General features: G+C 62.8%; 21 protein-coding genes and 1 tRNA gene. 18 read left to right on the forward strand and 4 right to left on the reverse strand.

What is annotated here, in order from left to right; genetic code table 11:
* Nucleotides 1-28: 28 nt before the first annotated feature.
* From ACU8YE_RS19680 to ACU8YE_RS19710, 7 genes are all read left to right on the forward strand, one after another.
* Nucleotides 29-883, forward strand: a complete 855-nt coding sequence (locus ACU8YE_RS19680; protein WP_446929404.1) for a DUF4743 domain-containing protein — start codon at nt 29-31, stop codon at nt 881-883.
* An 8-nt stretch (nt 884-891) separates the two neighbouring features.
* On the forward strand, nt 892-1758 hold the full coding sequence (purU, locus tag ACU8YE_RS19685; RefSeq protein ID WP_322016850.1) for a formyltetrahydrofolate deformylase: 867 nt from the start codon (nt 892-894) through the stop codon (nt 1756-1758).
* 25 nt (nt 1759-1783) lie between these two features.
* Complete coding sequence (gene dnaQ, locus ACU8YE_RS19690) at nt 1784-2512, forward strand: DNA polymerase III subunit epsilon (protein WP_232040352.1); 729 nt, start codon at nt 1784-1786, stop codon at nt 2510-2512.
* Nucleotides 2513-2583: 71 nt separating this feature from the next.
* Nucleotides 2584-2658 (forward strand) — tRNA-Val (locus tag ACU8YE_RS19695).
* A gap of 661 nt (nt 2659-3319) precedes the next feature.
* Entirely contained in the window at nt 3320-5242 is a 1923-nt protein-coding gene (locus ACU8YE_RS19700) for a PrkA family serine protein kinase (RefSeq protein ID WP_004634293.1), read from the forward strand.
* Nucleotides 5243-5296: 54 nt separating this feature from the next.
* Nucleotides 5297-6559, forward strand: coding sequence for a YeaH/YhbH family protein (locus ACU8YE_RS19705; RefSeq protein ID WP_446929405.1), 1263 nt, complete (start codon nt 5297-5299; stop codon nt 6557-6559).
* A 118-nt stretch (nt 6560-6677) separates the two neighbouring features.
* Nucleotides 6678-8186: a SpoVR family protein gene (locus tag ACU8YE_RS19710; RefSeq protein WP_232040350.1), complete on the forward strand. Its 1509-nt coding sequence runs from the start codon at nt 6678-6680 to the stop codon at nt 8184-8186.
* A gap of 90 nt (nt 8187-8276) precedes the next feature.
* On the opposite strand, the gene ACU8YE_RS19715 is transcribed toward ACU8YE_RS19710, so the two are convergent.
* Together ACU8YE_RS19715 and ACU8YE_RS19720 are read right to left on the reverse strand one after the other, a co-directional pair.
* Nucleotides 8277-8555, reverse strand: coding sequence for a DUF1488 domain-containing protein (locus ACU8YE_RS19715; protein WP_446929406.1), 279 nt, complete (start codon nt 8553-8555; stop codon nt 8277-8279).
* A 173-nt stretch (nt 8556-8728) separates the two neighbouring features.
* Nucleotides 8729-9388, reverse strand: coding sequence for a LuxR C-terminal-related transcriptional regulator (locus tag ACU8YE_RS19720; RefSeq protein ID WP_232040348.1), 660 nt, complete (start codon nt 9386-9388; stop codon nt 8729-8731).
* A 248-nt stretch (nt 9389-9636) separates the two neighbouring features.
* Here ACU8YE_RS19720 and ACU8YE_RS19725 point away from each other — a divergent pair, with 248 nt between their 5' ends.
* From ACU8YE_RS19725 to ACU8YE_RS19740, 4 genes are all read left to right on the forward strand, one after another.
* A complete protein-coding gene (locus ACU8YE_RS19725) occupies nt 9637-10305 on the forward strand; it encodes a DUF2589 domain-containing protein (protein ID WP_232040347.1) in 669 nt (222 codons plus the stop codon).
* Nucleotides 10306-10414: 109 nt separating this feature from the next.
* Nucleotides 10415-11191: a DUF2589 domain-containing protein gene (locus tag ACU8YE_RS19730; RefSeq protein ID WP_446929407.1), complete on the forward strand. Its 777-nt coding sequence runs from the start codon at nt 10415-10417 to the stop codon at nt 11189-11191.
* Entirely contained in the window at nt 11181-11633 is a 453-nt protein-coding gene (locus ACU8YE_RS19735; RefSeq protein ID WP_012762196.1) for a lysozyme, read from the forward strand. The genes ACU8YE_RS19730 and ACU8YE_RS19735 overlap by 11 nt, the downstream gene beginning before the upstream one ends.
* A gap of 34 nt (nt 11634-11667) precedes the next feature.
* Nucleotides 11668-12177, forward strand: a complete 510-nt coding sequence (locus ACU8YE_RS19740; protein WP_446929408.1) for a hypothetical protein — start codon at nt 11668-11670, stop codon at nt 12175-12177.
* Nucleotides 12178-12194: 17 nt separating this feature from the next.
* Here ACU8YE_RS19740 and rnhA read toward each other — a convergent pair whose 3' ends face one another.
* Both rnhA and ACU8YE_RS19750 read right to left on the reverse strand, forming a co-directional pair.
* The gene (gene rnhA / locus ACU8YE_RS19745) at nt 12195-12641 is read right to left on the reverse strand and encodes a ribonuclease HI (protein WP_232040344.1); all 447 of its coding nucleotides are present in this window, start codon (nt 12639-12641) and stop codon (nt 12195-12197) included.
* 40 nt (nt 12642-12681) lie between these two features.
* Nucleotides 12682-13587: a class I SAM-dependent methyltransferase gene (locus ACU8YE_RS19750; RefSeq protein ID WP_232040343.1), complete on the reverse strand. Its 906-nt coding sequence runs from the start codon at nt 13585-13587 to the stop codon at nt 12682-12684.
* Between ACU8YE_RS19750 and gloB the strand changes: the two genes are divergently transcribed.
* From gloB to greA, 7 genes are all read left to right on the forward strand, one after another.
* Nucleotides 13586-14425, forward strand: a complete 840-nt coding sequence (gene gloB, locus ACU8YE_RS19755) for a hydroxyacylglutathione hydrolase (protein ID WP_316871440.1) — start codon at nt 13586-13588, stop codon at nt 14423-14425. The two genes, ACU8YE_RS19750 and gloB, sit on opposite strands and share 2 nt — an antisense overlap.
* A 137-nt stretch (nt 14426-14562) precedes the next feature.
* Nucleotides 14563-16113: a transglycosylase SLT domain-containing protein gene (locus tag ACU8YE_RS19760; RefSeq protein WP_260802307.1), complete on the forward strand. Its 1551-nt coding sequence runs from the start codon at nt 14563-14565 to the stop codon at nt 16111-16113.
* A 145-nt stretch (nt 16114-16258) separates the two neighbouring features.
* Nucleotides 16259-18160, forward strand: a complete 1902-nt coding sequence (prpE, locus tag ACU8YE_RS19765) for a propionate--CoA ligase (protein WP_446929409.1) — start codon at nt 16259-16261, stop codon at nt 18158-18160.
* A gap of 345 nt (nt 18161-18505) precedes the next feature.
* Nucleotides 18506-19642, forward strand: coding sequence for a glutamine-hydrolyzing carbamoyl-phosphate synthase small subunit (gene carA / locus ACU8YE_RS19770; protein ID WP_252691290.1), 1137 nt, complete (start codon nt 18506-18508; stop codon nt 19640-19642).
* 21 nt (nt 19643-19663) lie between these two features.
* The gene (gene leuE, locus ACU8YE_RS19775) at nt 19664-20338 is read left to right on the forward strand and encodes a leucine efflux protein LeuE (RefSeq protein WP_232040338.1); all 675 of its coding nucleotides are present in this window, start codon (nt 19664-19666) and stop codon (nt 20336-20338) included.
* 16 nt (nt 20339-20354) lie between these two features.
* Nucleotides 20355-23600, forward strand: coding sequence for a carbamoyl-phosphate synthase large subunit (carB, locus tag ACU8YE_RS19780; RefSeq protein ID WP_232040337.1), 3246 nt, complete (start codon nt 20355-20357; stop codon nt 23598-23600).
* A gap of 195 nt (nt 23601-23795) precedes the next feature.
* Nucleotides 23796-24272 (forward strand): transcription elongation factor GreA, encoded by a 477-nt coding sequence (greA, locus tag ACU8YE_RS19785; protein WP_027681156.1) that lies wholly within the window; start codon nt 23796-23798, stop codon nt 24270-24272.
* Nucleotides 24273-24282 lie beyond the last annotated feature (10 nt).

A 24282-nucleotide genomic window follows, 5' to 3' on the forward strand; every position in this document is an offset into this window, starting at 1 on the left:
TGCACGCCCGACATGATGGGGCGCAGAAATGACCGACCCGCGAATACAACGCATACGAGACGGCCTTGCCGCCCGGCAGGCGTTCGACGCTGACGCACTCGTTCCGTGGATTGTTGCCGGACAACGTGTCGGCTGGCTGAGTCGCGAGCGCGCTGCGCTGCTTGGGCGCTGGCCGCAGTGGTTCGACGTATCGGCGCAGCGGGTCGATTTGCAGGAGACGCTCGCCAGCGAGGCCGAGCGCACCGCCGCGCTGGCCGAAGTCGTCATGCGCCTGGCGGAAGACGGCCACGTGCGCGGTTGGCGCGACGAGCGTTTCGCCGTCAACACTGGCTGGGGCACGCCCACGCTGGCGCTGATCGAACGCGCCGCCGCGCGCTTCTTCGGCATTCGAACCTATGCGACGCACATGAACGGCCTGATCGACGGCGGTGAGGCTGCCGAGCCGGCGCTCTGGCTGGCCCGCCGCGCCCAAACCAAGCCGATCGACCCCGGCATGTGGGACAACCTCGTTGCTGGCGGCATTGGCCACGGCTTTGATGCGCGTGGCGCGCTGGAAAAGGAATGCTGGGAAGAAGCGGGCATCGGCACCGAACTGGCAGCCCGTCTGGTGCCGCGCGGCACGCAGGATGTGCTGCGCGAAGTGCCCGAAGGTATCCAGTGCGAGACGCTTTTTGCCTTCGACCTGACGTTGCCAGCCAGCTTCGTCCCCGCCAATCAGGACGGCGAGGTCGCCGGCCACCTGCGCGCCAGCCCCGACGCGGCGCTTGATATCATGGCGGACTTCGCGATGACGGTCGACGCCACGCTCGTTACCCTTGACGCCCTGGCGCGCCTGGGTTTGGCACATGCGCCGCAGCGGTTTGCGTCCGACAACAATACATAAAACGCTTCATGAGTCACTCCGGTTTCATTCTTACCCTGTCGTGTCCGGACCAGCCGGGCATCGTCCATGCCGTGTCGGGCCTGCTTTTCGAGCAGGGCTGCAACATTCTCGATTCGGACCAGTTTGGCGACGAATTCACGGGCCGCTTCTTCATGCGCGTGCATTTTGTTCCGCAGGGCCAGCCGCTGGGCCTCGCCATGCTGCGTGACCGCTTTGCACCGATCGGGGAACGTTTCACCATGCAGTGGGGCATGTTCGACGCGGCAGTCAAGCCGCGCGTGATGATCCTGGTCTCGAAGATCGGCCATTGCCTGAACGACCTGCTGTTCCGTGCCCGCGCCGGCCAACTGCCGATCGAGATTGCAGCCATCGTCTCGAACCACCGCGATTTCTACCAACTGGCGGCGTCTTACGACGTGCCGTTCATGCACCTGCCGTTGCTGCAGGCGACGGACGCGCAGAAGGCGCAGCAGGAAGCCCGCATCTGGGAAATCGCGCAGGAGCAGCAGATCGATCTGGTCGTGCTTGCGCGCTATATGCAGATACTTTCCGACGACCTGTGCCGCAAGCTGGAAGGCCGCGCCATCAACATCCACCACTCATTCCTGCCGAGCTTCAAGGGCGCCAAGCCGTATTACCAGGCGCATGAGCGCGGCGTGAAGCTGATCGGCGCAACGGCCCACTACGTGACGGCTGACCTGGACGAAGGCCCGATCATCGAACAGGAAATCGAGCGCGTGGACCACAGCATGGACCCGGAGCAGCTCACCGCTGTCGGCCGCGACGTGGAATGCGTGGCGCTGGCGCGCGCCGTGAAGTGGCATGCCGAACACCGCATCCTGCTCAACGGCCACAAGACCGTCGTCTTCAAGTAATCCAGTCAGAGTAGGGGAGCGCGCGATGCGACAGATCATTCTCGATACCGAAACCACCGGCCTGAATGCCGCCACCGGCGACCGCGTGATCGAAATCGGCTGCGTGGAGATGGTCAACCGCCGCCTGACCGGCCGCAACCTGCACTTCTACATCAACCCCGAACGTGAGATCGACGCGGGCGCGATGGCCGTGCATGGCATCACCAACGAGTTCGTGGCCGACAAGCCGAAGTTTGCCGACATCGTCAACGAAATCCGCGACTACGTGCAGGGCGCCGAGGCGATCATCCACAACGCCGCGTTCGACCTGGGCTTCCTCGACATGGAATTCCAGCGCCTGGGCCTGCCTGCCTTCCGCGAGCACCTGTCGGGCCATATCGACACGCTGCGCGAGGCGCGCCAGATGTTCCCCGGTAAGCGCAACTCGCTGGATGCACTGTGCGACCGTCTGGGCGTGAGCAATGCGCACCGTACGCTGCACGGCGCATTGCTGGATGCGGAACTGCTGGCCGAGGTCTACCTCGCCATGACGCGCGGCCAGAACACGCTGGTGATCGACATGCTGGAGTCGGGCGAGGGCGCATCGGCCGAGGCCGTCGCCGTCGACCTGAGCGCGTTGCAATTGCCGGTGCTGCTGGCAACCGAAGCGGAGGCCGAAGCGCACGCCGGCGTGCTCAAGGAGATCGACAAGGCCAGCGGGGGCAAGACCGTCTGGACGCGTGAACCTGTGGAATCTGTGCAGCCGGCTGCCTGATCAAAAAAATGTGCGGCCAGGGTATTTACACGGCCGCACCTTTTAGCCATAATCTCGTTTTCACCGCATTCGGGTGGTTAGCTCAGCGGTAGAGCACTGCCTTCACACGGCAGGGGTCACAGGTTCAATCCCTGTACCACCCACCAAACTGGCGAGAAATCGCTTAAAAGGCCCTCAGGCAAATGCCGAGGGCCTTTTTCTTTGTCCGTTCTCCGTGCGGGCTTTTCGGGCCGCGTCTTTGTCGCATCGGGCAAAACTCCCTCTGGCGCAAAAAAGAGACACCTTCGGTCGGATCCGTTTCGGTCCTGCGGCTCGGAGTTGTGGGCACATGCGAGGCGATGAACGCATTTCACCTTACGCGTTGCGCAATGCTTCGTTGTCTCCCAGGGAGAAAAGCTGCCGCTACAAGCGTCGCGTCGCTGTTGCGCGCCATGCGCGATACCACAGTTGGCGAGACACGAAAACGCAGGGATATCCCCCTCCTGATTCCACCGAGCGCGCGGGAACTCGCGCGGATCGGTTACGTACCAACCTGCGAGCCCGAGAAGGCGACATAGGTACGCTTTCTGCTGTGCTCGAGGTAGCCGATCGTCGTGGTGCACGCGTGTTGATGCATCGTGCAAGGTCCGTTTAGCACTTCATGCTGTCGAGCGCTAACGCAATTGCAACGGTTGTGCACCGTTCCAGGCTCTCAACCGTTCTTGTGATCATCGGTGATTCGTCTACAGTGGAATCAGCAACGCACGCAAGAACTAGCCTGGCTCTCGCTTGTTGGTGTGGAGTAGGGAAGAAATCTACGGGGGAGATATGGATATTTTCCGCCACTACGCAACGCGTTTTGAAGCTCGCAAAGAGGACGAGTACAGCATCCAGGAGTATCTGGATATCTGCAAAAAAGACTCGACCGCCTATGCGACCGCCGCCGAGCGCATGCTCACCGCAATCGGTCAGCCCGAACTGGTGGACACCCACCACGATCCTCGGCTGTCGCGATTGTTCTTCAATAAGGTCATCAAGATCTATCCGGCCTTCCGGGAGTTCTACGGCATGGAGGACACGATCGAGCAGATCGTCTCCTTCTTCAAGCATGCCGCACAGGGCCTTGAGGAACGCAAACAAATTCTTTACCTGCTCGGCCCTCCGGGCGGCGGCAAGTCGTCGCTCGCCGAGAAGTTGAAGTCGTTGATGGAGCAGATCCCCATCTACGCGCTCAAGGGCTCGCCCATTCACGAGTCCCCGCTCGGGCTGTTCTCGCCCGAGGAAGACGGCAAGATCCTGGAGGAGGACTACGGCATACCAAGACGCTATCTGAACTCGATTGCCTCGCCGTGGGCGGTCAAGCGACTGCATGAGTTCAATGGCGACATCACGCGTTTCCGCGTAGTGAAGCTGCATCCGTCGGTGCTGTCGCAGATTGCGATTTCCAAGACGGAGCCGGGCGACGAAAACAATCAGGACATTTCGTCTCTGGTAGGCAAGGTCGACATCCGCAAGCTGGAGGACTATCCGCAGGACGATCCGGATGCGTATTCGTATTCGGGCGGGCTGTGTCTGGCCAACCGCGGGTTGCTTGAGTTCGTCGAGATGTTCAAGGCGCCGATCAAGGTCTTGCACCCGCTGCTGACGGCCACGCAGGAAGGCAACTACAAGGGCACGGAGGGCTTTGGCGCGATCCCGTTCGATGGCGTCATCCTGGCGCACTCGAACGAGGCGGAGTGGCAGAGCTTCAAGTCCGATCGCAACAACGAGGCGTTCCTTGATCGCATCTACATCGTCAAGGTGCCGTATTGCCTGCGCGTGTCGGACGAGGTGAAGATCTACGACAAGCTGCTGCGCAACAGCTCGCTGGCGGCCGCGCCGTGCGCGCCGAACACGCTGAAGATGATGGCGCAGTTCGCGGTGCTCACGCGTATCAAGGAGCCCGAGAATTCCAACATCTTTTCGAAGATGCGTGTGTACGACGGCGAGAGCCTGAAAGATGTCGACCCGAAAGCCAAGTCGTATCAGGAGTACCGCGACTTTGCAGGCATCGACGAGGGCATGACAGGCTTGTCGACGCGCTTTGCGTTCAAGGTGCTCTCGAAGGTCTTCAACTTCGATGGGACGGAGGTGGCGGCCAATCCGGTGCACTTGCTGTACGTGCTCGAGCAGCAGATCGAGCGCGAGCAGTTCCCGCCGGAGACGGAATCCAAGCTGATGTCCTACATCAAGGAATACCTCACGTCACCGTACGTGGAGTTCATCGGCAAGGAGATCCAGACCTCGTATCTGGAGTCCTATTCGGAGTACGGGCAGAACATCTTCGACCGCTACGTGGTGTTTGCCGACCTGTGGATCCAGGATCAGGAATATCGCGACCCGAACACCGGCGAGATTCTCGATCGCAGCGCATTGAACGACGAGTTGGAGAAGGTGGAAAAACCGGCGGGCATTTCCAACCCGAAGGATTTCCGCAACGAGATCGTCAATTTCGTGCTGCGCGCGCGGGCCAAGAACGGAGGCAAGAACCCGGTCTGGACCAGCTACGAGAAGCTGCGCGCGGTGATCGAGAAGCGGATGTTCTCGACCACGGAGGATCTGCTGCCCGTGATCTCGTTCAATGCCAAGTCGTCGCATGACGACAAGGAGAAGCACGAGAACTTCGTCAACCGCATGGTGGAGAAGGGCTATACCCAGAAGCAGGTGCGCTTGCTGGTCGAGTGGTATCTGCGCGTCAGGAAGTCATCGTAAGGAGGTCAGGAGAGGGCAAGGACACCCAGCGAACTTCCAATCGAGGGCAGTCACATGGGCACGATCATTGATCGGCGGGAGAACGGTGGCGGCAAGAGCACCGTCAACAAGCAACGCTTCATCAAGCGTTACCGAGACCAGATCCGCCGCGCGGTGGCCAAGGCGGTGACGGGTCGCAAGATCATGGACATCGAGCAGAGCGGGCAGGTGTCCATTCCGGTCAAGGACATCTCCGAGCCCATGTTCCACCACGGCTCGGGCGGGCGCCGAGAAGGCGTTCACCCGGGCAACAAAGAGTTCATTCGCGGCGACAGCTTCGACCGCCCGCAGCAGGGCAGCGGCGGCTCAGGCTCGCAGGCCAGCGACTCGGGCGAGGGCGAAGACGATTTCATCTTCACGCTCTCGCGCGAGGACTTTCTCAACTTCTTTTTCGAAGACATGGCGTTGCCCGATCTCGCCAAGCGCAGCCTTGCCAAGATCGCGGAGGTGCGCAAGGTGCGCGCGGGGTTCTCACTCGACGGCACACCGTCCAACCTGTCGATTCTGCGGACGATGCGTAGCTCGCTCGGTCGCCGCATTGCGTTGTCCAGCCCATATCAACGTCGGCTGCATGAGCTGGAAGGCCACTACAACGAAGAACTGGAAAACGACGGCCCTTACAGCGTACGTGCGCAAGAGCTGATGAAGGAGATGCGCCATCTGCGCTCCTGCCTGGATCGCGTGCCGTTCATTGAAAAGCTCGACCTGCGCTACAACAATCGCGTGCTGCGCAAGCGGCCGCAGGCGCAGGCGGTGATGTTCTGCGTGATGGACGTGTCCGGCTCGATGGACGAGTCGCGCAAGGACCTGGCCAAGCGTTTCTTCATGTTGCTGTACCTGTTCCTGAAGCGGAACTACGAACGGATCGACGTCGTCTTCATCCGCCACCACACGGTGGCCAAGGAGGTGGATGAGGAGGATTTTTTCCACTCCCGCGAGTCTGGCGGCACTGTCGTGTCGAGCGCACTCAAGCTGATGGCGGAAGTGATTCAGGAGCGCTATTCGCCCAGCCAATGGAACATCTACTGCGCGCAGGCTTCGGATGGAGATAACTGGGCTGGGGACTCGGAGCTGTGCGCCAAGATCCTGCGCGAGTCGATCCTGCCGCTGACTCAGTACTACGCCTATGTTGAGGTGGTCTCCACGGAGCCGCAGAACCTGTGGGAGGAGTATCTTACGTTGAAGGCTGGGCACGACAACTTCGCGATGCAGCGCATTCTCAAGGCGGACGAAATCTATCCGGTGTTGCACGAGCTGTTTCAGAAGCGCGCCGCCTGATTGCTGATCGGGCTGCAGCAGGTTGCTCCCAGCTGGGCACTGCCGCCGTGCAGAGGCAGCGTGTGCCATGGCGAGCACGCCACCTGTGACCCTGTGTGATGGACCAACGGGAACGAGCATGGCCTACCTATCTACGGGCTCGGAATGGACCTTCGAGCTGATCAGGCGCTACGACCAAAGCATCGCCCAGATTGCCGCAGATTTCGGCCTGGACACCTATCCGAACCAGATCGAGATCATCACCGCCGAGCAGATGCTGGATGCCTATGCGTCGTCCGGCCTGCCGCTGGGCTACAACCATTGGTCGTACGGCAAGCACTTCCTTGCATCGGAGCGCGGCTACCAGCGCGGCCTCATGGGGCTGGCCTACGAGATTGTCATCAACTCGAACCCCTGCATTGCCTACCTGATGGAGGAGAACACGATGCCGATGCAGGCGCTGACCATCGCGCATGCCTGCTACGGCCACAACTCCTTCTTCAAGGGAAACTACCTGTTCCGCACGTGGACGAACGCTGACGCCATCGTCGATTACCTGCTTTTCGCCAAGAACTACGTGGCCGAATGCGAGCAGCGCTACGGCGAGCAGGAGGTGGAACTGCTGCTCGACTCCTGCCATGCGTTGCAGAACTACGGGGTCGATCGTTATCGGCGGCCCAAGAAGCTGTCGATCAACGAGGAGCAGGCCCGCCAGGCGGAGCGCGAGAAATATCTTGAAGCACAGGTGAACGACCTGTGGCGTACGCTGCCCACGCACCGCGCACGCGCGCTGGCAACTGCCGACGATGCCCCGGAGCCCGATCCGCAGTTTCCGCCGGAGCCGGAAGAGAACCTGCTGTACTTCATCGAGAAGAACGCGCCCAAGTTGCAGCCGTGGCAACGAGAGATCGTGCGCATCGTGCGCAAGATCGCGCAGTACTTCTATCCGCAGCGGCAGACCAAGGTGATGAACGAAGGCTGGGCCACGTTCTGGCACTACACCATCCTGCACAAGCTCTACGACGAGAAACTCGTCAACGATGCGTTCATGCTCGAGCTGCTGCAGGCGCATACCAACGTGATCTACCAGCCGCCGTTCAACAGCCCGTACTACAGCGGCCTGAACCCGTACACGCTGGGTTTCCTGATGTTCCAGGACATCCGGCGCATTTGCGAATCCCCTGACGAAGAGGACTACCGCTGGGCGCCCGAGATTGCCGGCAGTGATTGGCAGAAGACGCTCGACTTCGCCATGCGTAACTTCAAGGACGAGAGCTTCCTGCTGCAGTTCCTGTCGCCGCGCGTGATCCGTGAGCTGAAGCTGTTCTCCGTGCTCGACGACGACCGCGACGCCAGGCTGCGCGTCACCGCCATCCATGACGACGATGGCTATCGCAAGATCCGCGAGTTGTTGGCAGGGCAGTACGACCTCTCAAACATCGAGCCCAACATCCAGGTGACCAACGTGGACGTGGGCGGCGATCGCTCATTGACGCTGCGTCACCTGCAGAGCAACCGACGCCCGCTTGGGCCGAACTACGAAGAGATGCTGCGGCACGTCGTACGCCTATGGGGCTTCACATGCCGGCTGGAGGTGGTCTACGAAGACGGGCGACGCGAGATGAAGCACGAGTGCAAGCCTGACTAGCTCGCGCCTGCTTCCACAAGGCCAGCTTTGCGCTGGCCTTCTTTTTGTTCGCGGCAGACATAGATGTCGGCCATGCTGCTCACTGCGCAGCTACATCCCGAAGCGGAAATGGCCGCTGCGCAGCACGATGTTGTGCGAGTCGGTCAGCTTGAACAGCGAGCGCGCCATGTCTTCAATCGTGCCACGGTGGGTTTCCATCGCTTGCAGCAGATCTTCCCGCCGCCACGACCGTGCGCCGAAATGCTCTTCGAGCGCTTCAGCCGTCACTGCATAGCACGCGGGGGTGCCGTCGACGCTGGCGGTGCAGGTGAGGGTGAGATCCGCGGCGCAGTAGCGTGGTGGGCTGGTGTGGAATTCGATGATCTCCATGGGCGGCCTCCATGAAAAAACGGCGATGCACCGTGCGCTGCCTTCCAAGCAGTGTATGGCGTGGTTGCGTGAATGCAATGGAGTCTGCTCGGTGTTTTCACTGGGGCGAAGCCTGGGGCCCGTAGCCTCCGACGAGGCGGCCGGCTGCCACGGGCGAGTGGAGGCGGGCGCCGCTACATCGCGCACATCTGCACGCGGACGAGGCTCGCCTTGCAGCGCGAGAGCCAGAGCGCGGCCTCAGTCCGGTTGTTGACGCCAATCTGCCGGAACAGCGCGTACAGATGGTTCTTGATGGTGCCCTCGGCCACGTTCAGCACGCGACAGATTTGCTTGTTGGATTTTCCCTCTGCAAGCAGTTGCAGCACCTCATGCTGCCGCGGCGTGAGCCGGCGCCAGAGTTCGACCGGACTTTCTCCCAGGCTTTGGCGCGGATCGTCGGGTGAGAGATTGCTGATGGGCGGCAAGTAGACCGCGCCCGAGGTAATGCGTTGCAGGGCTTCGAGCAGAACGTCGGCCGTGGCCTGCCGGTCGACCACGCCGGCCGCGCCAAAGCGCAGCGCATCGCCCACCACGTGCCGGCCGACCGCTTGCACCGTCAACAGCACAGGCACTTCCGGCAACACCGCTTTCAACTCCGACAGGCGCTGCCGTGCGTCGTCATCCTGTGCGCTCCATTCCATCACGACAGCGCTGGGTTCGGCTTGCCTGCAAGCCGGTCCGATTTGCTCGGCGTAGTGAGTATCGATAAACACACCCTGCGCGTCGAGTGCATTCAATACATTGGACACACCTGCCGCAAAAAGCGGCAAGCTATCGATTACCAGAATATTCATCGACCCCTCGTACTTCAGTTAATTGTTTTCGGTGAAACCGATTATTTTGTAGAGCGGGATCGATCCGGATGCATTGAAACGGAAGTTCAGTGCCGAAAGTCACGGGCAGCCTATCGCCACGTACTGGGCCGCTGTTCCGTGGCCTTGGCTGGGACTTTCGAGGCATCGAACCCCGCAGGAAAAACTCTTACTTTGGATTCGGGCACACAAACCTGTGCGTCCAAATAATTCAATGTGAGGAGTTTTAAATGGACAACGGACTTATCGGGTCGGTTATCAATGCGCTGCCGATCGACAAGATGATCTCTGCGCCGCTGCAGGCAATGATCGCAGCGCAAACCTCGGCGGCAAAATCCTATGCGGATTTTCTGCTGCAGGTGTGTATTCAGAACGGCAAAGCCGTTGCGGTGCAATTTGACTACGACGAGACCATCGTCGACGAGAAGGGCGTGTCGCAGGGCACCATCCAGAAGACGATGCGCATTCCGCTGCTGTGCGCGGTCGTGCATCCGGTGATCGCCATCGAAGAAGGCACGATCGACTTCGAGCTGGAGATTTCGCAGTCGGAGAAATCGTCGTCCAGCACCGAGGCGGAAGGGTCGTTCCAGGCCAAGCTCGGCTGGGGCCCGTTCAGTGTGTCGGTGTCGGGCCGCGCCTCGCACAAGTCGGAGCAGACCCGCAGTACCGACACGCGTGCCAAGTACTCCTTCCACACCCAGGTCAAGCGTCAGAACCCGCCGGAAGCGCTGATGCGCGTGATGGAATTTTTGACTGACGCGGCAACCAAGCCCGTGGTCGTCAAGGGCAAGGAGAACGACGTCAAGCCGCTGCCGGCCACGCCGACCGACGGCACGATGATCGGCGAAAAGGTGCCCGCTGGCGGCAACGCGCCGGCCCCGGCTCCGGCCAATCCCTAAGCCGCTACGGTAACGGACGCCGGCCGGCCTCCCCACGGCCGGTGTCCTGATCGGTGCGCGCCCGCCGCGCGCCGCCTATTGATCTGATCGATCCGACCGACCCGACACCATGTTCAAACTCTTCAGCCGCCGCGGGCGTGACGATAACCGTGCGTCGTCAGCGCCCGCCACACCGCCAGCGCCGCCTGCCAGCGCTCCACCAGCGCCACCCGTGTCGGCGCAGCCCGCTGGGCATTCCGATGCCGCACCGTTTGCAGAGACTGCGTCCGATGCGTCTGCGCCGCCGCCAGGTTCGTCGCCGCCGGGCGGCGGGGCCGGTGGTGGTGGCAGCAACAGCCACGGTCATCCGGGCTTGAACGGCCTGACGCTCGACGACATCACGCGCGGCATGCAGCACGCCGCCGCGTCTGCCAACCAGATGCTGGCGCAGCAGTACACCGCGTTGCTCGACCAGTTTTTCGATGCCGACGAGAGCGGCACGCTGGTCGCCCGCGAAGTAGAGCTTGCACTCGACAGTCAGCACCGGCTTGCGCTGCCGCTGGTGTCGCTGGCAATGCCGCGTGGCCTCGCGCTCGATGAGATGACGGTGAACATGACCGTGCGCAGCGACCTCGCCGAAGCGTTGCCCTTACACGGCGCAGCCACGGGCGGTGTTGGCCGGTTCTACGTCTCGCTGGCGCCGCATTCCAAGCGGGATACGGGCCGCGACAGCGAGCACATCGACATCGAGATGAAGTTTACCGCGCTGCAGCCGCCGGAAGCTGTGATGCGCGTGATCGACGAATACACGAATCGACTGGTGCCACGGCCCACGCAGCCCAATGCTGCGGGTTCCGACGGCCCTGGCACACCTAGCACGGCCCAGGAGAAAAGCGATGAGCACTGAGCACAACCCGCGTACCACCGGCGAGCGAGGCCTCGCGCTGATCAAGGAATCGGAAGGACTGCGTCTGTCGACGTATCTGGATGCGGTCGGCAAGCCGACCATCGGCTACGGCCACCTGATTCGGCCCGGCGAGACCTTCAACGGGCCGATCTCGCAGCAGCAGGCGGAGGCACTGCTGCGCAAGGACCTGGCCGACACCGAGCAGGGCATTGCCAAGGCCGTGCGCGTGTCGATCACGCAAGGGCAGTTCGACGCGCTGGCGTCGTTCGTCTTCAACCTGGGCGCGGGGCGGCTGCGCTCGTCAACGCTGCTGCGCAAGCTCAACGCCGGCGACTACGCCGGCGCGGCCAACCAGTTCCTGCTGTGGGACAAGGCAGGCGGCAAGCCGCTCAAGGGGCTGACGAAGCGTCGTCAGGCCGAACGCAAGTTGTTCCTGTCCTGATTCACCACCACGTTACTTCACCGGAGAAACTCGCATGCATACCGAACCGATGTCCGTGATTCCCACCACCCGCCCGCGCCGCCTGTATCGCGCATTGACGTGGCTTGCCGCCGCAGCCATTGCGATCGGCATGTCCTACGCCCACGCGGCCGACAATGCCGCGCCAACGTGCATGGCGGAGGCGCAGCGCATCCGCGCTGAACTCGGAAACCAGGATCTGCCGACGTTCAACGATCAAGCAGGACGTTACCTCGCCGACACGCTGAGTCAGCTCTACGCCTATGGCACGTTGCCCAACCGCTACGTGCCCGAGCGCCAGGCCAACTGGGAACCGGGTACGAATCGCCCCGTCATGATGCAGAAGCGCAGCATCGGTGGAGATTCATGGGCGCAGACTGGCCTGCTGCAGGCGGATATTGACGATGGCCTTTCCAAGCGCGGCCCGCTGCGATTGATCTACGCGCAGGATGGCAAGCCGCAATACATCACGACCACCGCCGCGAATGCGCCGCAGATCCCGACGCAGCGCTGTGCGGGCAGGTAGGCGACTGTGTGGCCGCGTCAGGCGCTGGCTTGGCGCGCCATCTCGACGCCCTTGTTGGCCAGCGCATCGGCGCGCTCGTTGCCGGGATGGCCGGCATGGCCCTTGACCCAATGCCAGCTCACGTCATGTCCGGCGACGAGTTCGTCGAGCGTGCGCCAGAGGTCGTCGTTCTTGACCGGCTTCTTGTCGGCTGTTTTCCAGCCGCGCGCCTTCCAGCCGGCCAGCCATTCGCTGATGCCTTTCTGCACGTACTGCGAATCGGTGTACACCTGCACCCGGCACGGCCGCTTCAGCGCGCGAAACGCCTCGATCACGGCCATCAGTTCCATGCGGTTGTTGGTGGTCAGCGTTTCGCCGCCAAAGAGTTCTTTTTCGTGGCTGCCCGAGACGAGCACGGTGCCCCAGCCGCCAAGGCCGGGGTTGCCCTTGCATGCGCCATCGGAATAGACGGTGACTTCCTGCATTGAGAAAACGATGGGTGATCAGTGAGTGGAAGGGGCGCGATCAGGCGCCCGATTTGCCGTCACGCGCTGTGGCCGATGGCGCCTTCGTCGAATGCGAGCCCGAAGGTGTCGCGACCGGCGTACCGGCTGGCACCAGCGCCGGGGATTTGCGCGTCTTCCAAGCCGGACCAACCAGGCGCATGGTGCGCACGCGCTTGACAGCCTGCAGCATATAAACCGCGCCGAAGATCGGCCACCAGCGGTCGCCGGCCTTTTCCATGAACGCGGTGCGCTGCAGCCATTTGTCCGAGCGATTGGGCGGGCAGTAGCAGCCGAAACGGCCGCGCACGATATCAAATCCGAGCAGCTTGAGCCAGTCCTTCAGGCGCGTGAACGCAATCATCTGGCTCTGCGCAGGCAGGAACGATTCCGTGCCCAGTCGCCGCATGCCCTGTCGCATGCCCCACAGGCTCAGCGGGTTGAAGCCGGTGATGACCAGGCGCCCCTCGGGCATCAGCACGCGCGCCACTTCGCGCAGCACTTCGTGCGGGTCGTCCGTGAACTCCAGCACGTGGGGCAGGGCGACGAGGTCGATGCTCTGCGACGCGAAGGGCAGTTCGTCATAGCGGCAGATGACGCGCGGTGTGGCCTGGCGCTGGGGCGTGGTGGCGTCCGGCTCTCCGTCGGCCGCATCGGCGGATTCGGCGGGGTCGCCGTCCATAGGGTCGAGCGTTTCGGTGGGGGCGGTCGGGTCGATGTCATCCACCACACGCGCGATCAGCGGGATGCGGTTCTCGCGCAGCGCCCCAAAGCCAGGGTGGCCGAGTTGCAGCGCGTGATAGCCGAACATGTCGGCCACCGTGCGATCGAACTGGGCCTGTTCCCAACGCAGGACGTATTGCCCGGGCGGCGAGGCGAGCCAGTGGTGCCAATCTATAATGCGACGATCGTTAGAGGAGTCGGACATGGTCCAGGGTGGTGTGCCGCGTGGTGTAGCGCTTGAGGTCGAGGCGATCGCTGCGTTTGCCGACAATTATATTTGGGCACTACACGATGGTCGGGTGGCGGCTGTCGTCGATCCGGGCGACGCGCAACCGGTGCTGCGTTTCCTGAAGGAACGCGGGCTTGCGCTCGGTGCCATTGTAATCACACATCATCATGGCGATCACGTTGGCGGCGTGCGCGACCTGCTCGCGGCATATCCGGAGAATCCCGGGGGGGCGCCGCTGCCGGTCATCGGCCCAGCGGGTGAATCGATTCCGGGCCGCACGCTGGCCGTGCGCGAAGGCGACGTCGTTACGCTCGCGCAGCCGGCCGCCACATTCCGGGTGATCGATGTGCCGGGCCATACCAGCGGTCACGTCGCCTATGTGGGCCACCTTCAGGGTAATGCCGCATCGGCGAGCCTGTTTTGTGGCGATACACTCTTCGCCACCGGTTGCGGCCGGCTTTTTGAGGGCACGCCTGCGCAGATGCGCGCGTCGCTGGCCAAGCTGGCGGCGCTGGCTCCCGATACGCGTGTTTACTGCGCGCATGAATACACTGCATCGAATGTGCGCTTTGCGCGTGCAGTCGAACCTGGCAACGCCGACTTGGCGGCCTGGGAGGATGAGGTAACGGCGTTGCGGGCCGAGGGCCGCTCGACTGTACCCACTACCGTTGGCCACGAGCGCGCGACCAATCCCTTCATGCGATCGGATGACGCCAATGTGACGCAGGCCGTGGTACGCCATGCGGGTATCGACGCGAATGATCCGGTTGCGGTATTCGCTGCGTTGCGCCAGTGGAAGAACGATTTCCGTTGAGAAACCTCGGCGCGCGGCGACGACGCGGCCAATGTGATGCATCCAGCAGGCGCCACGCCGGGTGAACGCGGGTTGACGCGGTCGGATGCGTTTCTTACTATCTGGGGCAATTTTTAGCCCTAACCCCACAGAACTTGATGCGATCCGTGCGACTTCTTGCGGCAACTGTGCTCAGTCTGCTCCTTGCGGCCTGTGCAACGGCCCCCGGGCCGAACGCCGACACAGCCAGCACCAGCGCCTCCACTGCCACCGGCCAGACCCCAGCGCCGGTCGTCAATGTCGATCAGCAGCCCGTGGCGTCCCTGAAAGGGCCGGCCAAGGATCTCTGGGCCCGCATTCGCCAAGGTTTCTCCATGCCCGACCTGCAAAGCTCGGCCGTGGACGATCGTACCGACTGGTATGCGCAGCGCCCGGACGCCTTCCGGCGCATGGTGGACCGCTCCAACCGGTACCTGTATCACATCGTCGAAGAGCTGGAGCGGCGCAATATGCCCACCGAGCTCGCCCTGCTGCCGTTCGTGGAAAGTGCGTTCAACCCGCAGGCTGTATCGAGCGCCAAAGCTGCTGGAATGTGGCAGTTCATTCCGAGCACCGGCAAGACCTACAACCTCAAGCAGAACGTCTTCCAGGATGAGCGCCGCGATGTGCTTGCCTCGACCGATGCTGCGCTGGACTATCTATCCAAGCTGCACGACCAGTTTGGCGACTGGCAACTCGCGCTCGCCGCTTACAACTGGGGCGAAGGTGCGGTGGCGCGGGCGATTGCGCGCAACCAGGCAGCCGGGCTGTCGACCGATTACGTCAACCTGAACATGCCCGCCGAGACGCGCATGTACGTGCCCAAGCTCCAGGCGGTGAAGAACATCATCGCCAACCCGGAGCGCTACGGCGTCACTCTGCCCGAGATACCGAACCATCCGTACTTCGTCACCGTCACGACTTCACGCGATATTGATGTGACGCTGGCCGCCAAGCTGGCCAATTTGCCGATGGATGAGTTCAAGGCGCTCAACCCATCGTTCAACCGGCCGGTGATCCTGGGCGCGTCCAACCCGCAGATCCTGCTGCCCTACGACAACGCCGAAACGTTCCAGTACAACCTGAATACGTATCATGGCGGTCTTTCGAGCTGGACGGCCGTAACGGTCGGCAACCGCGAGCGTGTGGAAGCGTTGGCGGCGCGGCTGAAGGTTGATCCCGACACCATTCGCGAGATCAACCGCATTCCGAAGGGCATGCGTTTGAAGGCCGGCTCCACCGTGGTCGTGCCGCGTGCCGATGGCGCCCAGGAAAACGCACCCGACATCAGCCCCGAATTGGCTGAGAACGCCACCATGGCGGTCGAACCCGACATGCCTGATCTTAGAAAGGTGGTGGTTCGCGCTGGCAAGCGCGACACGATTGCGGGTTTGTCGCGACGCTACGGCGTGTCCGTCGCCCAGATTCGTGCGTGGAACCAACTCCCCGGCGATGCCATCCCCAAGGGGCATAGCGTCGTGCTGATGCTGCCGCAAGCGCGCGGTGGCAGTCGTGGCGGGCATGTGCGCGTGATGCGCGTGTCGGCCAAGACGGCGCGCTCCACTGCCGCGACTACGCGCGTGCCGACTGCCAAGGTGGCCGGCAAGCCGGTGGTCAAGGCCAAACCGGTGGCAAGCTCATCGAGTTCGGCCAAGCGCAAGAAGCGCTGAGGCTGGCAAGAGAAACGGCGTCCTGCGGGGCGCCGTTTTGTTTTGGGGCGGCGGTAAGACCTGCGTAAGTTGGCGACCGCAAAGTAGGTGTATCCAAGCACAATCAAGATCGAGCCATCGCACACGATGGCCAGGAGACAACGTCATGCCCATGTCCGCCGCGTATCGCGCGCTGTATCAGCGCTCCATTGACGACCCCGCAGGCTTTTGGGGCGAACAGGCTCAGCGCATTGAGTGGCAAACGCCGTATTCGGCAGTCCTCGACGATTCGCGCTTGCCGTTCGCCAAGTGGTTCGTGGGCGGTCGCACCAACCTTTGCCACAACGCCGTCGACCGGCATCTCGCCACGCGCGGCGAGCAAGCAGCGCTGGTGTACGTCTCCACTGAGACAGGCCTGGAGACCACTTACACGTATCGCCAGCTCCATCGCGAGGTCAACCGCATGGCAGCGAGCCTGCAGGCGCTGGGCGTCAAACGCGGCGATCGCGTGCTGATTTATCTGCCGATGATTCCTGAAGCCGCGTTTGCCATGCTGGCCTGTGCGCGCATCGGTGCGATCCATTCGGTGGTGTTCGGCGGTTTCGCATCCAACAGCCTCGCCACGCGCATTGACGACGCTACGCCGCGTGTGATCGTCAGTGCGGATGCGGGCTCGCGCGCAGGCAAGGTAGTCGAATACAAGCCGTTGCTTGACGCGGCGATTGGCTTGGCGGCGCACAAGCCTGAACGCGTGTTGCTCGTCGATCGCAAACTGGCGCCCATGCAGCACAACCCGCGCGATGTTGATTACGCAACGCTTGCGGCAGAGCATGCGAATGCCGATGTGCCGTGCGAATGGATGGAGTCGAGCGAGCCCTCGTACATCCTCTACACCTCGGGTACGACCGGCAAACCGAAAGGCGTGCAGCGCGACACCGGCGGCTATGCGGTGGCACTGGCTGCGTCGATGCCGCTCATTTTCGGTGCGCAGCCCGGCGACACGATGTTCACTGCGTCGGATGTTGGCTGGGTGGTCGGGCACAGCTACATCGTCTATGCGCCGCTGCTCGCGGGCCTCACGACGGTCATGTACGAAGGCACGCCGATCCGCCCCGACGGCGCCGTCTGGTGGCGCATCGTCGAGCAATACCGCGTGAACGTGATGTTCACGGCCCCCACCGCCATTCGCGTGCTCAAGAAGCAGGATCCGGCGCTGCTACAGCGGCATGACCTGTCGAGCCTGCGCCGCCTGTTCCTTGCCGGCGAGCCGCTGGACGAGCCCACCGCCAGTTGGATTGGCGAGGCCCTGCACAAGCCCATCGTTGACAACTACTGGCAGACCGAGACCGGCTGGCCGATGTTGGCCATTCCGCAAGGGGTCGAGCCTTCCGAGCAAAAGCTCGGCTCGCCGGGCTTCCCGGTCTACGGCTACAAGCTCGACATCCTGGATGAGGCCACCGGGGAGCCGTGCGCCCCAGGCGAGAAGGGGCTCCTCGCCGTTGCCGCGCCCCTGCCGCCAGGCTGCATGACCACCGTCTGGGGCGACGACGCCCGCTTCCTGCAGACATACTGGTCGGCGTTTCCCGGTCGGCACATCTATTCGAGCTTCGACTGGGGTGTGCGTGATGAGGAGGGCTACGTGACCATCCTCGGCCGCACCGACGATGTGATCAACGTTGCAGGCCACCGCCTCGGCACCCGCGAGATCGAAGAGAGTCTGTCGTCACATCCGGCCATCGCCGAGGTGGCGGTGGTCGGCGTAGCAGATCAACTCAAAGGGCAGGTGGCGATGGGGTTTGCCATCGTGCGTGACGCCTCGCGCATTTCTGAGGCGGCGAGGCGCTTGGCCCTGGAGGGAGAACTGATGCGCACGGTCGAGGCGCAACTCGGCGCAGTGGCGCGGCCCTCGCGCGTATTCTTCGTCGGGGCCTTGCCCAAGACGCGCTCCGGAAAACTGCTGCGCCGCGCAATGCAGGCCGTAGCAGAGGGCCGTGACCCGGGCGATCTGACCACCATCGAGGACCCCACGGCATTGGCTCAGGTGCAGGCTGCCATGCGAGGCGAGTAGGGCACTGCAAACGTGACGTTCTCGCCCGCTTGGAGCTGGGCGTCAGGGCATGACGGGAGGGCGCCATGCGGGTGGCGCTCGCCGTTAAGTCCTTCCTTTTATTGAGTTTTTTGCGGTGTCCGGGTATACTTGTTGGGTTTGAGTTCAGAAACCCATCACCCTAGCGCCAACCGCTTCCTACCTCCCGCCTACCGCCCCGTCTGCCTCGTTTCTCGGTGATTTCTGGTGAGTTCTGTCCCAGCCCGACTCGCGACGCGCGAACGGCCCGGATTCCGCGCAGCCGGAATTCCGCTTCGGCGACAAGGTGATCAGGTCGGCACAGGGTGAATCCAGCAGGAGCTACCCGTGTTGCCGTCTTTCCCGCCCGCCATCCTCGCGCTTGCAGACGGCACGGTCTTTCGTGGCTATTCCATCGGTGCGGCCGGTCATACGATCGGCGAAGTGGTGTTCAACACTGCCATCACCGGCTATCAGGAAATCCTTACCGATCCGAGCTACTCGCGCCAGATCGTCACGCTCACGTATCCGCATATCGGTAACGTTGGCGTGAACCGTGAGGACGTCGAAGCTACGAAAGTCCATGCCGCCGGCCTCATCATCAAGGATCTGCCGATCCTCGCGTCCAATTTCCGCAAGGAACACTCGCTCTCGCATTACCTGAAGGGTGAGAAGGTGGTCGCCATTGCCGGAATCGATACCCGCAAGCTGACTCGGATTCTGCGTGAGAAGGGCGCCCAGAATGGTTGCATTCTCGCCGGCGAAGACAACGTGCAGAAGGCCATCGACCTCGCGCGTTCGTTCCCGGGCCTGTCGGGCATGGATCTGGCCAAGGTCGTATCTGTGACCGAGCCGTACGAATGGACCCAGACCGAATGGGAGCTGGGTCGCGGCTACGGCAAGCAGGAAGCCCCGAAGTATCACGTGGTCGCGTACGACTTCGGCGTCAAGTTCAACATCCTGCGCATGCTGGCCGAGCGTGGCTGCCGTGTAACGGTGGTGCCGGCGCAAACCAGCGCAGCCGATGTCCTGGCGCATAACCCGGATGGCGTGTTCCTCTCCAACGGCCCCGGCGATCCGGAGCCGTGCGACTACGCGATCGCCGCTGCCAAGGAATTCCTGGAGCGTCGCCTCCCGACGTTCGGTATCTGCCTGGGTCATCAGATCATGGGCCTGGCTGTGGGCGCCAAGACGCTCAAGATGAAGACCGGCCACCACGGCGCCAACCACCCGGTCAAGGATCTGCAGGATGGCCGCGTGGTCATCACCTCGCAGAACCACGGCTTTGCAGTGGACCCGGAATCGCTGCCGGCCAACGCCCGCGTGACGCACGTTTCGTTGTTCGACGGCACGCTGCAGGGCTTCGAGCTGACCGACCGTCCGGCATTCTGCTTCCAGGGCCACCCTGAAGCGTCGCCCGGTCCGCACGACATCGCGTATCTGTTCGACCGCTTCACCGCGGCGATGGACGCAGCCAAGCAGTAAAGCCTACGAGATCGCATCGTCATGAACGCCTTCATGCTCGCCCACTTCGGCATCACCGAGTTCTGGACCTTCCTGCTCGGCACGATCTTCATCGTGCTGCTGCCGGGGCCGAACTCGATGTACGTGCTGTCGGTGGCGGCCCGACGCGGTGTGCGCGCGGGCTACCAGGGCGCATGCGGTGTGTTTCTGGGCGATGCCATCCTGATGGTGTTGTCGGCAGCGGGCGTGGCTTCGCTGTTGAAGGCGAGTCCGGCGCTGTTCTACGTCGTGAAGTACATCGGTGCGGCGTACCTTGCGTGGATCGGTCTGCAGATGCTGCGTGGCGCGGTGCGCAATTGGCGCGCGCGCAAGGCCAGCGGGTCCGTCGAACAAAACGCGGTCCCGGCCGATGAATCGCATCCCTTCAAGAAGGCGCTGATTATCAGCCTGCTGAACCCGAAGGCGATCCTGTTCTTCATCTCGTTCTTCATCCAGTTCGTCGACCCCCACTACGCGCTGCCGGTGGTGTCGTTCGTCGTGCTGGGGCTGGTCTGCCAGATCTGCAGCTTCCTGTACCTGACCACCATCATCTTCGTGGGCGCGCGGCTGGCCGCGGCGTTCCGCGCGCGACGACGTTTGTCTGCTGGTATGAGCAGCGGCGTCGGCGCCATGTTTATCGGCTTTTCCGCCAAGCTGGCGACGGCCACACTGAATTAATCGAATCGAGCGGGTTATGCCAAAACGTACAGATATCAAAACCATCCTGATCATCGGCGCGGGTCCGATCATCATCGGCCAGGCGTGTGAATTCGATTACTCCGGCGCGCAGGCTTGCAAGGCGCTCCGTGAAGAAGGCTTCAAGGTGGTCCTGGTCAACAGCAACCCGGCCACGATCATGACCGACCCCAACACGGCCGACGTGACCTACATCGAGCCGATCACCTGGGAAGTCGTCGAGCGCATCATCGCCAAGGAACGCCCCGACGCGATCCTACCGACCATGGGCGGCCAGACCGCGCTGAACTGCGCGCTGGACCTGCACCGCCACGGCGTGCTGAAGAAGTACAACGTCGAGCTGATCGGCGCATCGCCCGAGGCCATCGACAAGGCCGAAGACCGGCAGAAGTTCAAGGACGCGATGACCAAGATCGGCCTGGGTTCGGCCAAGTCCGGCATTGCGCATTCGATGGACGAAGCCGTGGCCGTGCAGTCGCAGATCGCCAAGGAAACCGGCACGAGCGGCTACCCGATCGTGATCCGTCCGTCGTTCACGCTGGGTGGCACGGGCGGCGGTATTGCATACAACCGCGAAGAATTCGAAGAGATCTGCAAGCGCGGTCTCGACCTCTCGCCGACCAACGAGCTGCTGATCGAAGAGTCGCTGCTCGGCTGGAAGGAATACGAGATGGAAGTCGTGCGCGACAAGGCCGACAACTGCATCATCGTCTGCTCGATTGAAAACCTGGACCCGATGGGCATCCACACCGGTGACTCCATCACCGTGGCCCCGGCGCAGACGCTGACCGACAAGGAATACCAGATCCTGCGTAACGCCTCGCTGGCCGTGCTGCGCGAGATCGGCGTGGATACCGGTGGCTCGAACGTACAGTTCTCGATCAATCCGAAGGATGGCCGGATGATCGTGATCGAGATGAACCCGCGTGTGTCGCGTTCGTCGGCGCTGGCTTCCAAGGCCACCGGTTTCCCGATCGCCAAGGTTGCTGCCAAGCTGGCCGTGGGTTACACGCTGGACGAGCTGAAGAACGAGATCACCGGTGGTGCGACCCCGGCGTCGTTCGAGCCGTCGATCGACTACGTGGTCACCAAGGTGCCCCGTTTCGCGTTCGAAAAATTCCCGCAGGCCGACAGCCACCTGACCACGCAGATGAAGTCCGTGGGCGAGGTGATGGCCATGGGGCGGACCTTCCAGGAATCGTTCCAGAAGGCGCTGCGCGGCCTGGAAGTCGGCGTGGACGGCCTGGACGAAAAGTCCACCGACCGCGACGAGATCATCGAAGAGATCGGCGAAGCCGGTCCGGACCGCATCTGGTACCTGGGTGACGCATTCCGCCTGGGCCTGTCGATCGACGAGGTCTACGCAGAGACGTCCATCGACCCGTGGTTCCTCGCGCAGATCGAAGACATCGTCAAGACCGAAGCGCTGGTCAAGGCGCGCACGCTGGATAGCCTGTCGGCTGCCGAGCTGCGCTTGCTCAAGCAGAAGGGGTTCTCCGACCGCCGCTTGGCCAAGCTGATGAAGACGACTTCCAAGGCCGTGCGTGAGAAGCGTATCGCCGAGAAGGTCCGCCCGGTCTACAAGCGCGTGGACACCTGCGCTGCCGAATTCGCCACCAACACCGCGTATCTGTACTCGACCTATGAGGCCGAGCACGGCGAGTGCGAAGCCGAGCCGACCAGCAACAAGAAGATCATGGTGCTGGGCGGTGGCCCGAACCGGATCGGCCAAGGCATCGAGTTCGACTATTGCTGCGTGCACGCCGCGCTGGCACTGCGCGAAGACGGGTACGAGACCATCATGGTCAACTGCAACCCGGAAACCGTCTCGACCGACTACGACACGTCCGACCGCCTGTACTTCGAGCCGGTGACGCTAGAAGACGTGCTCGAGATCGTCGACAAGGAAAAGCCGGTCGGCGTGATCGTGCAATACGGTGGCCAGACGCCGCTGAAGCTCGCGCTCGACCTGGAAGCCAATGGCGTGCCCATCATCGGCACGTCGCCGGACATGATCGACGCGGCCGAAGACCGTGAGCGCTTCCAGAAGCTGCTGCACGAGCTGGGCCTGCGCCAGCCCCCCAACCGCACCGCGCGTGCCGAAGACGAAGCGCTCAAGCTGGCCGAAGAAATCGGCTACCCGCTGGTGGTGCGTCCGTCGTACGTGCTGGGTGGCCGCGCGATGGAAATCGTGCATGAGCCGCGCGACCTCGAGCGCTACATGCGCGAGGCCGTGAAGGTATCGAACGACAGCCCCGTGCTGCTCGACCGCTTCCTGAATGACGCCATCGAGTGCGACGTGGATTGCCTGTCTGACGGCAAGCGCGTCTTCATCGGCGGCGTGATGGAGCACATCGAGCAGGCCGGCGTGCACTCGGGCGACTCGGCTTGCTCGCTGCCGCCGTATTCGCTGTCGCAAGCCACCGTTGATGAGCTCAAGCGCCAGACCGCTGCGATGGCCAAGGCGCTGAACGTGGTGGGGCTGATGAACGTGCAGTTCGCGATCCAGCAGAAGGGCGGTGAGGACATCGTCTACGTGCTGGAAGTGAACCCGCGCGCGTCGCGTACCGTGCCGTACGTTTCGAAGGCGACCGGTGTCTCGTTGGCCAAGGTCGCGGCGCGCTGCATGGCCGGTCAGTCGCTCGATTCGCAAGGCATCGAAAAGGAAGTCGTGCCGGCGTACTACAGCGTGAAGGAAGCGGTGTTCCCGTTCAACAAGTTCCCGGGTGTCGACCCGGTGCTTGGACCGGAAATGCGCTCCACCGGCGAGGTGATGGGTGTGGGCAAGACCTTTGGCGAGGCGCTCTTCAAGAGCCAGCTCGCCGCCGGTTCGCGCCTGCCCGAGAAGGGCACCGTGCTCATGACGGTCAAGGACAGCGACAAGCCGCAAGCCGTGGAAGTGGCCCGCGCGCTGCATACGCTGGGCTACCCGATCGTGGCGACGCGCGGTACGGCTTCAGCCATTGAAGCCGCCGGCATTCCGGTGCGCGTGGTCAACAAGGTGAAGGACGGCCGTCCGCACATTGTCGACATGATCAAGAACAGCGAGATCGCGCTCGTCTTCACGACTGTCGACGAGACGCGTGCCGCGATTGCCGACTCGCGTTCCATCCGCCAGGCTGCATTGGCGCAGCGTGTCACGTACTACACGACCATCGCCGGTGCGCGCGCCGCGGTGGAAGGCCTGAAGCACATGCAGCACCTGGATGTGTATGACCTGCAGGGTCTGCACGCCACCCTGTAAGCCCATCCTCAGGGCCCGCGACGCGGCATAGCGTCGCGGTGAGCCGGCCGGAGAGGAGCAGTTGCCGCCTCCGGACGGTTCGCCTAAACTAGAGCGTCCGTGTCAAAACAACGACAGCCGCCGTCAGGCGGGTGTGCGCTACGCGCCCTCCCGCTTCGCAGCGGCTGATTTTTTTGTGATTCCGAATTACTTACGATGAGCACCATTCCGATTACCAAGCGCGGTGCCGAGATGCTGAAAGAAGAGCTTCAACGTCTGAAGACCAAGGAGCGTCCGGCCGTTGTCAACGCCATCGCCGAGGCACGCGCCCAGGGCGATCTGTCCGAAAACGCCGACTATGATGCCGCCAAGGAGCGCCAGGGCTTCATCGAAGGCCGTATCCAGGAAATCGAAGGCAAGCTGTCCGCTGCGCAGATCATCGATCCGGCTTCGCTGGATGCCGATGGCCGTGTGGTTTTTGGCGCCACCATCGACCTCGAAGACTTGGATTCGGGTAAGCCCGTCACGTACCAGATCGTCGGCGATGACGAGGCCGATCTGGAAACCGGCAAGATTTCGATCAGCTCGCCGATCGCCCGTGCGTTGATCGGCAAGTTCGAAGGCGATGTCGCCACCGTGGTTGCCCCCGGCGGCGAACGCGAGTACGAAGTCCTGGCCGTCAAGTACCTCTAACCCGATCCGA

It is taken from the genome of Ralstonia sp. VS2407, assembly GCF_052950655.1.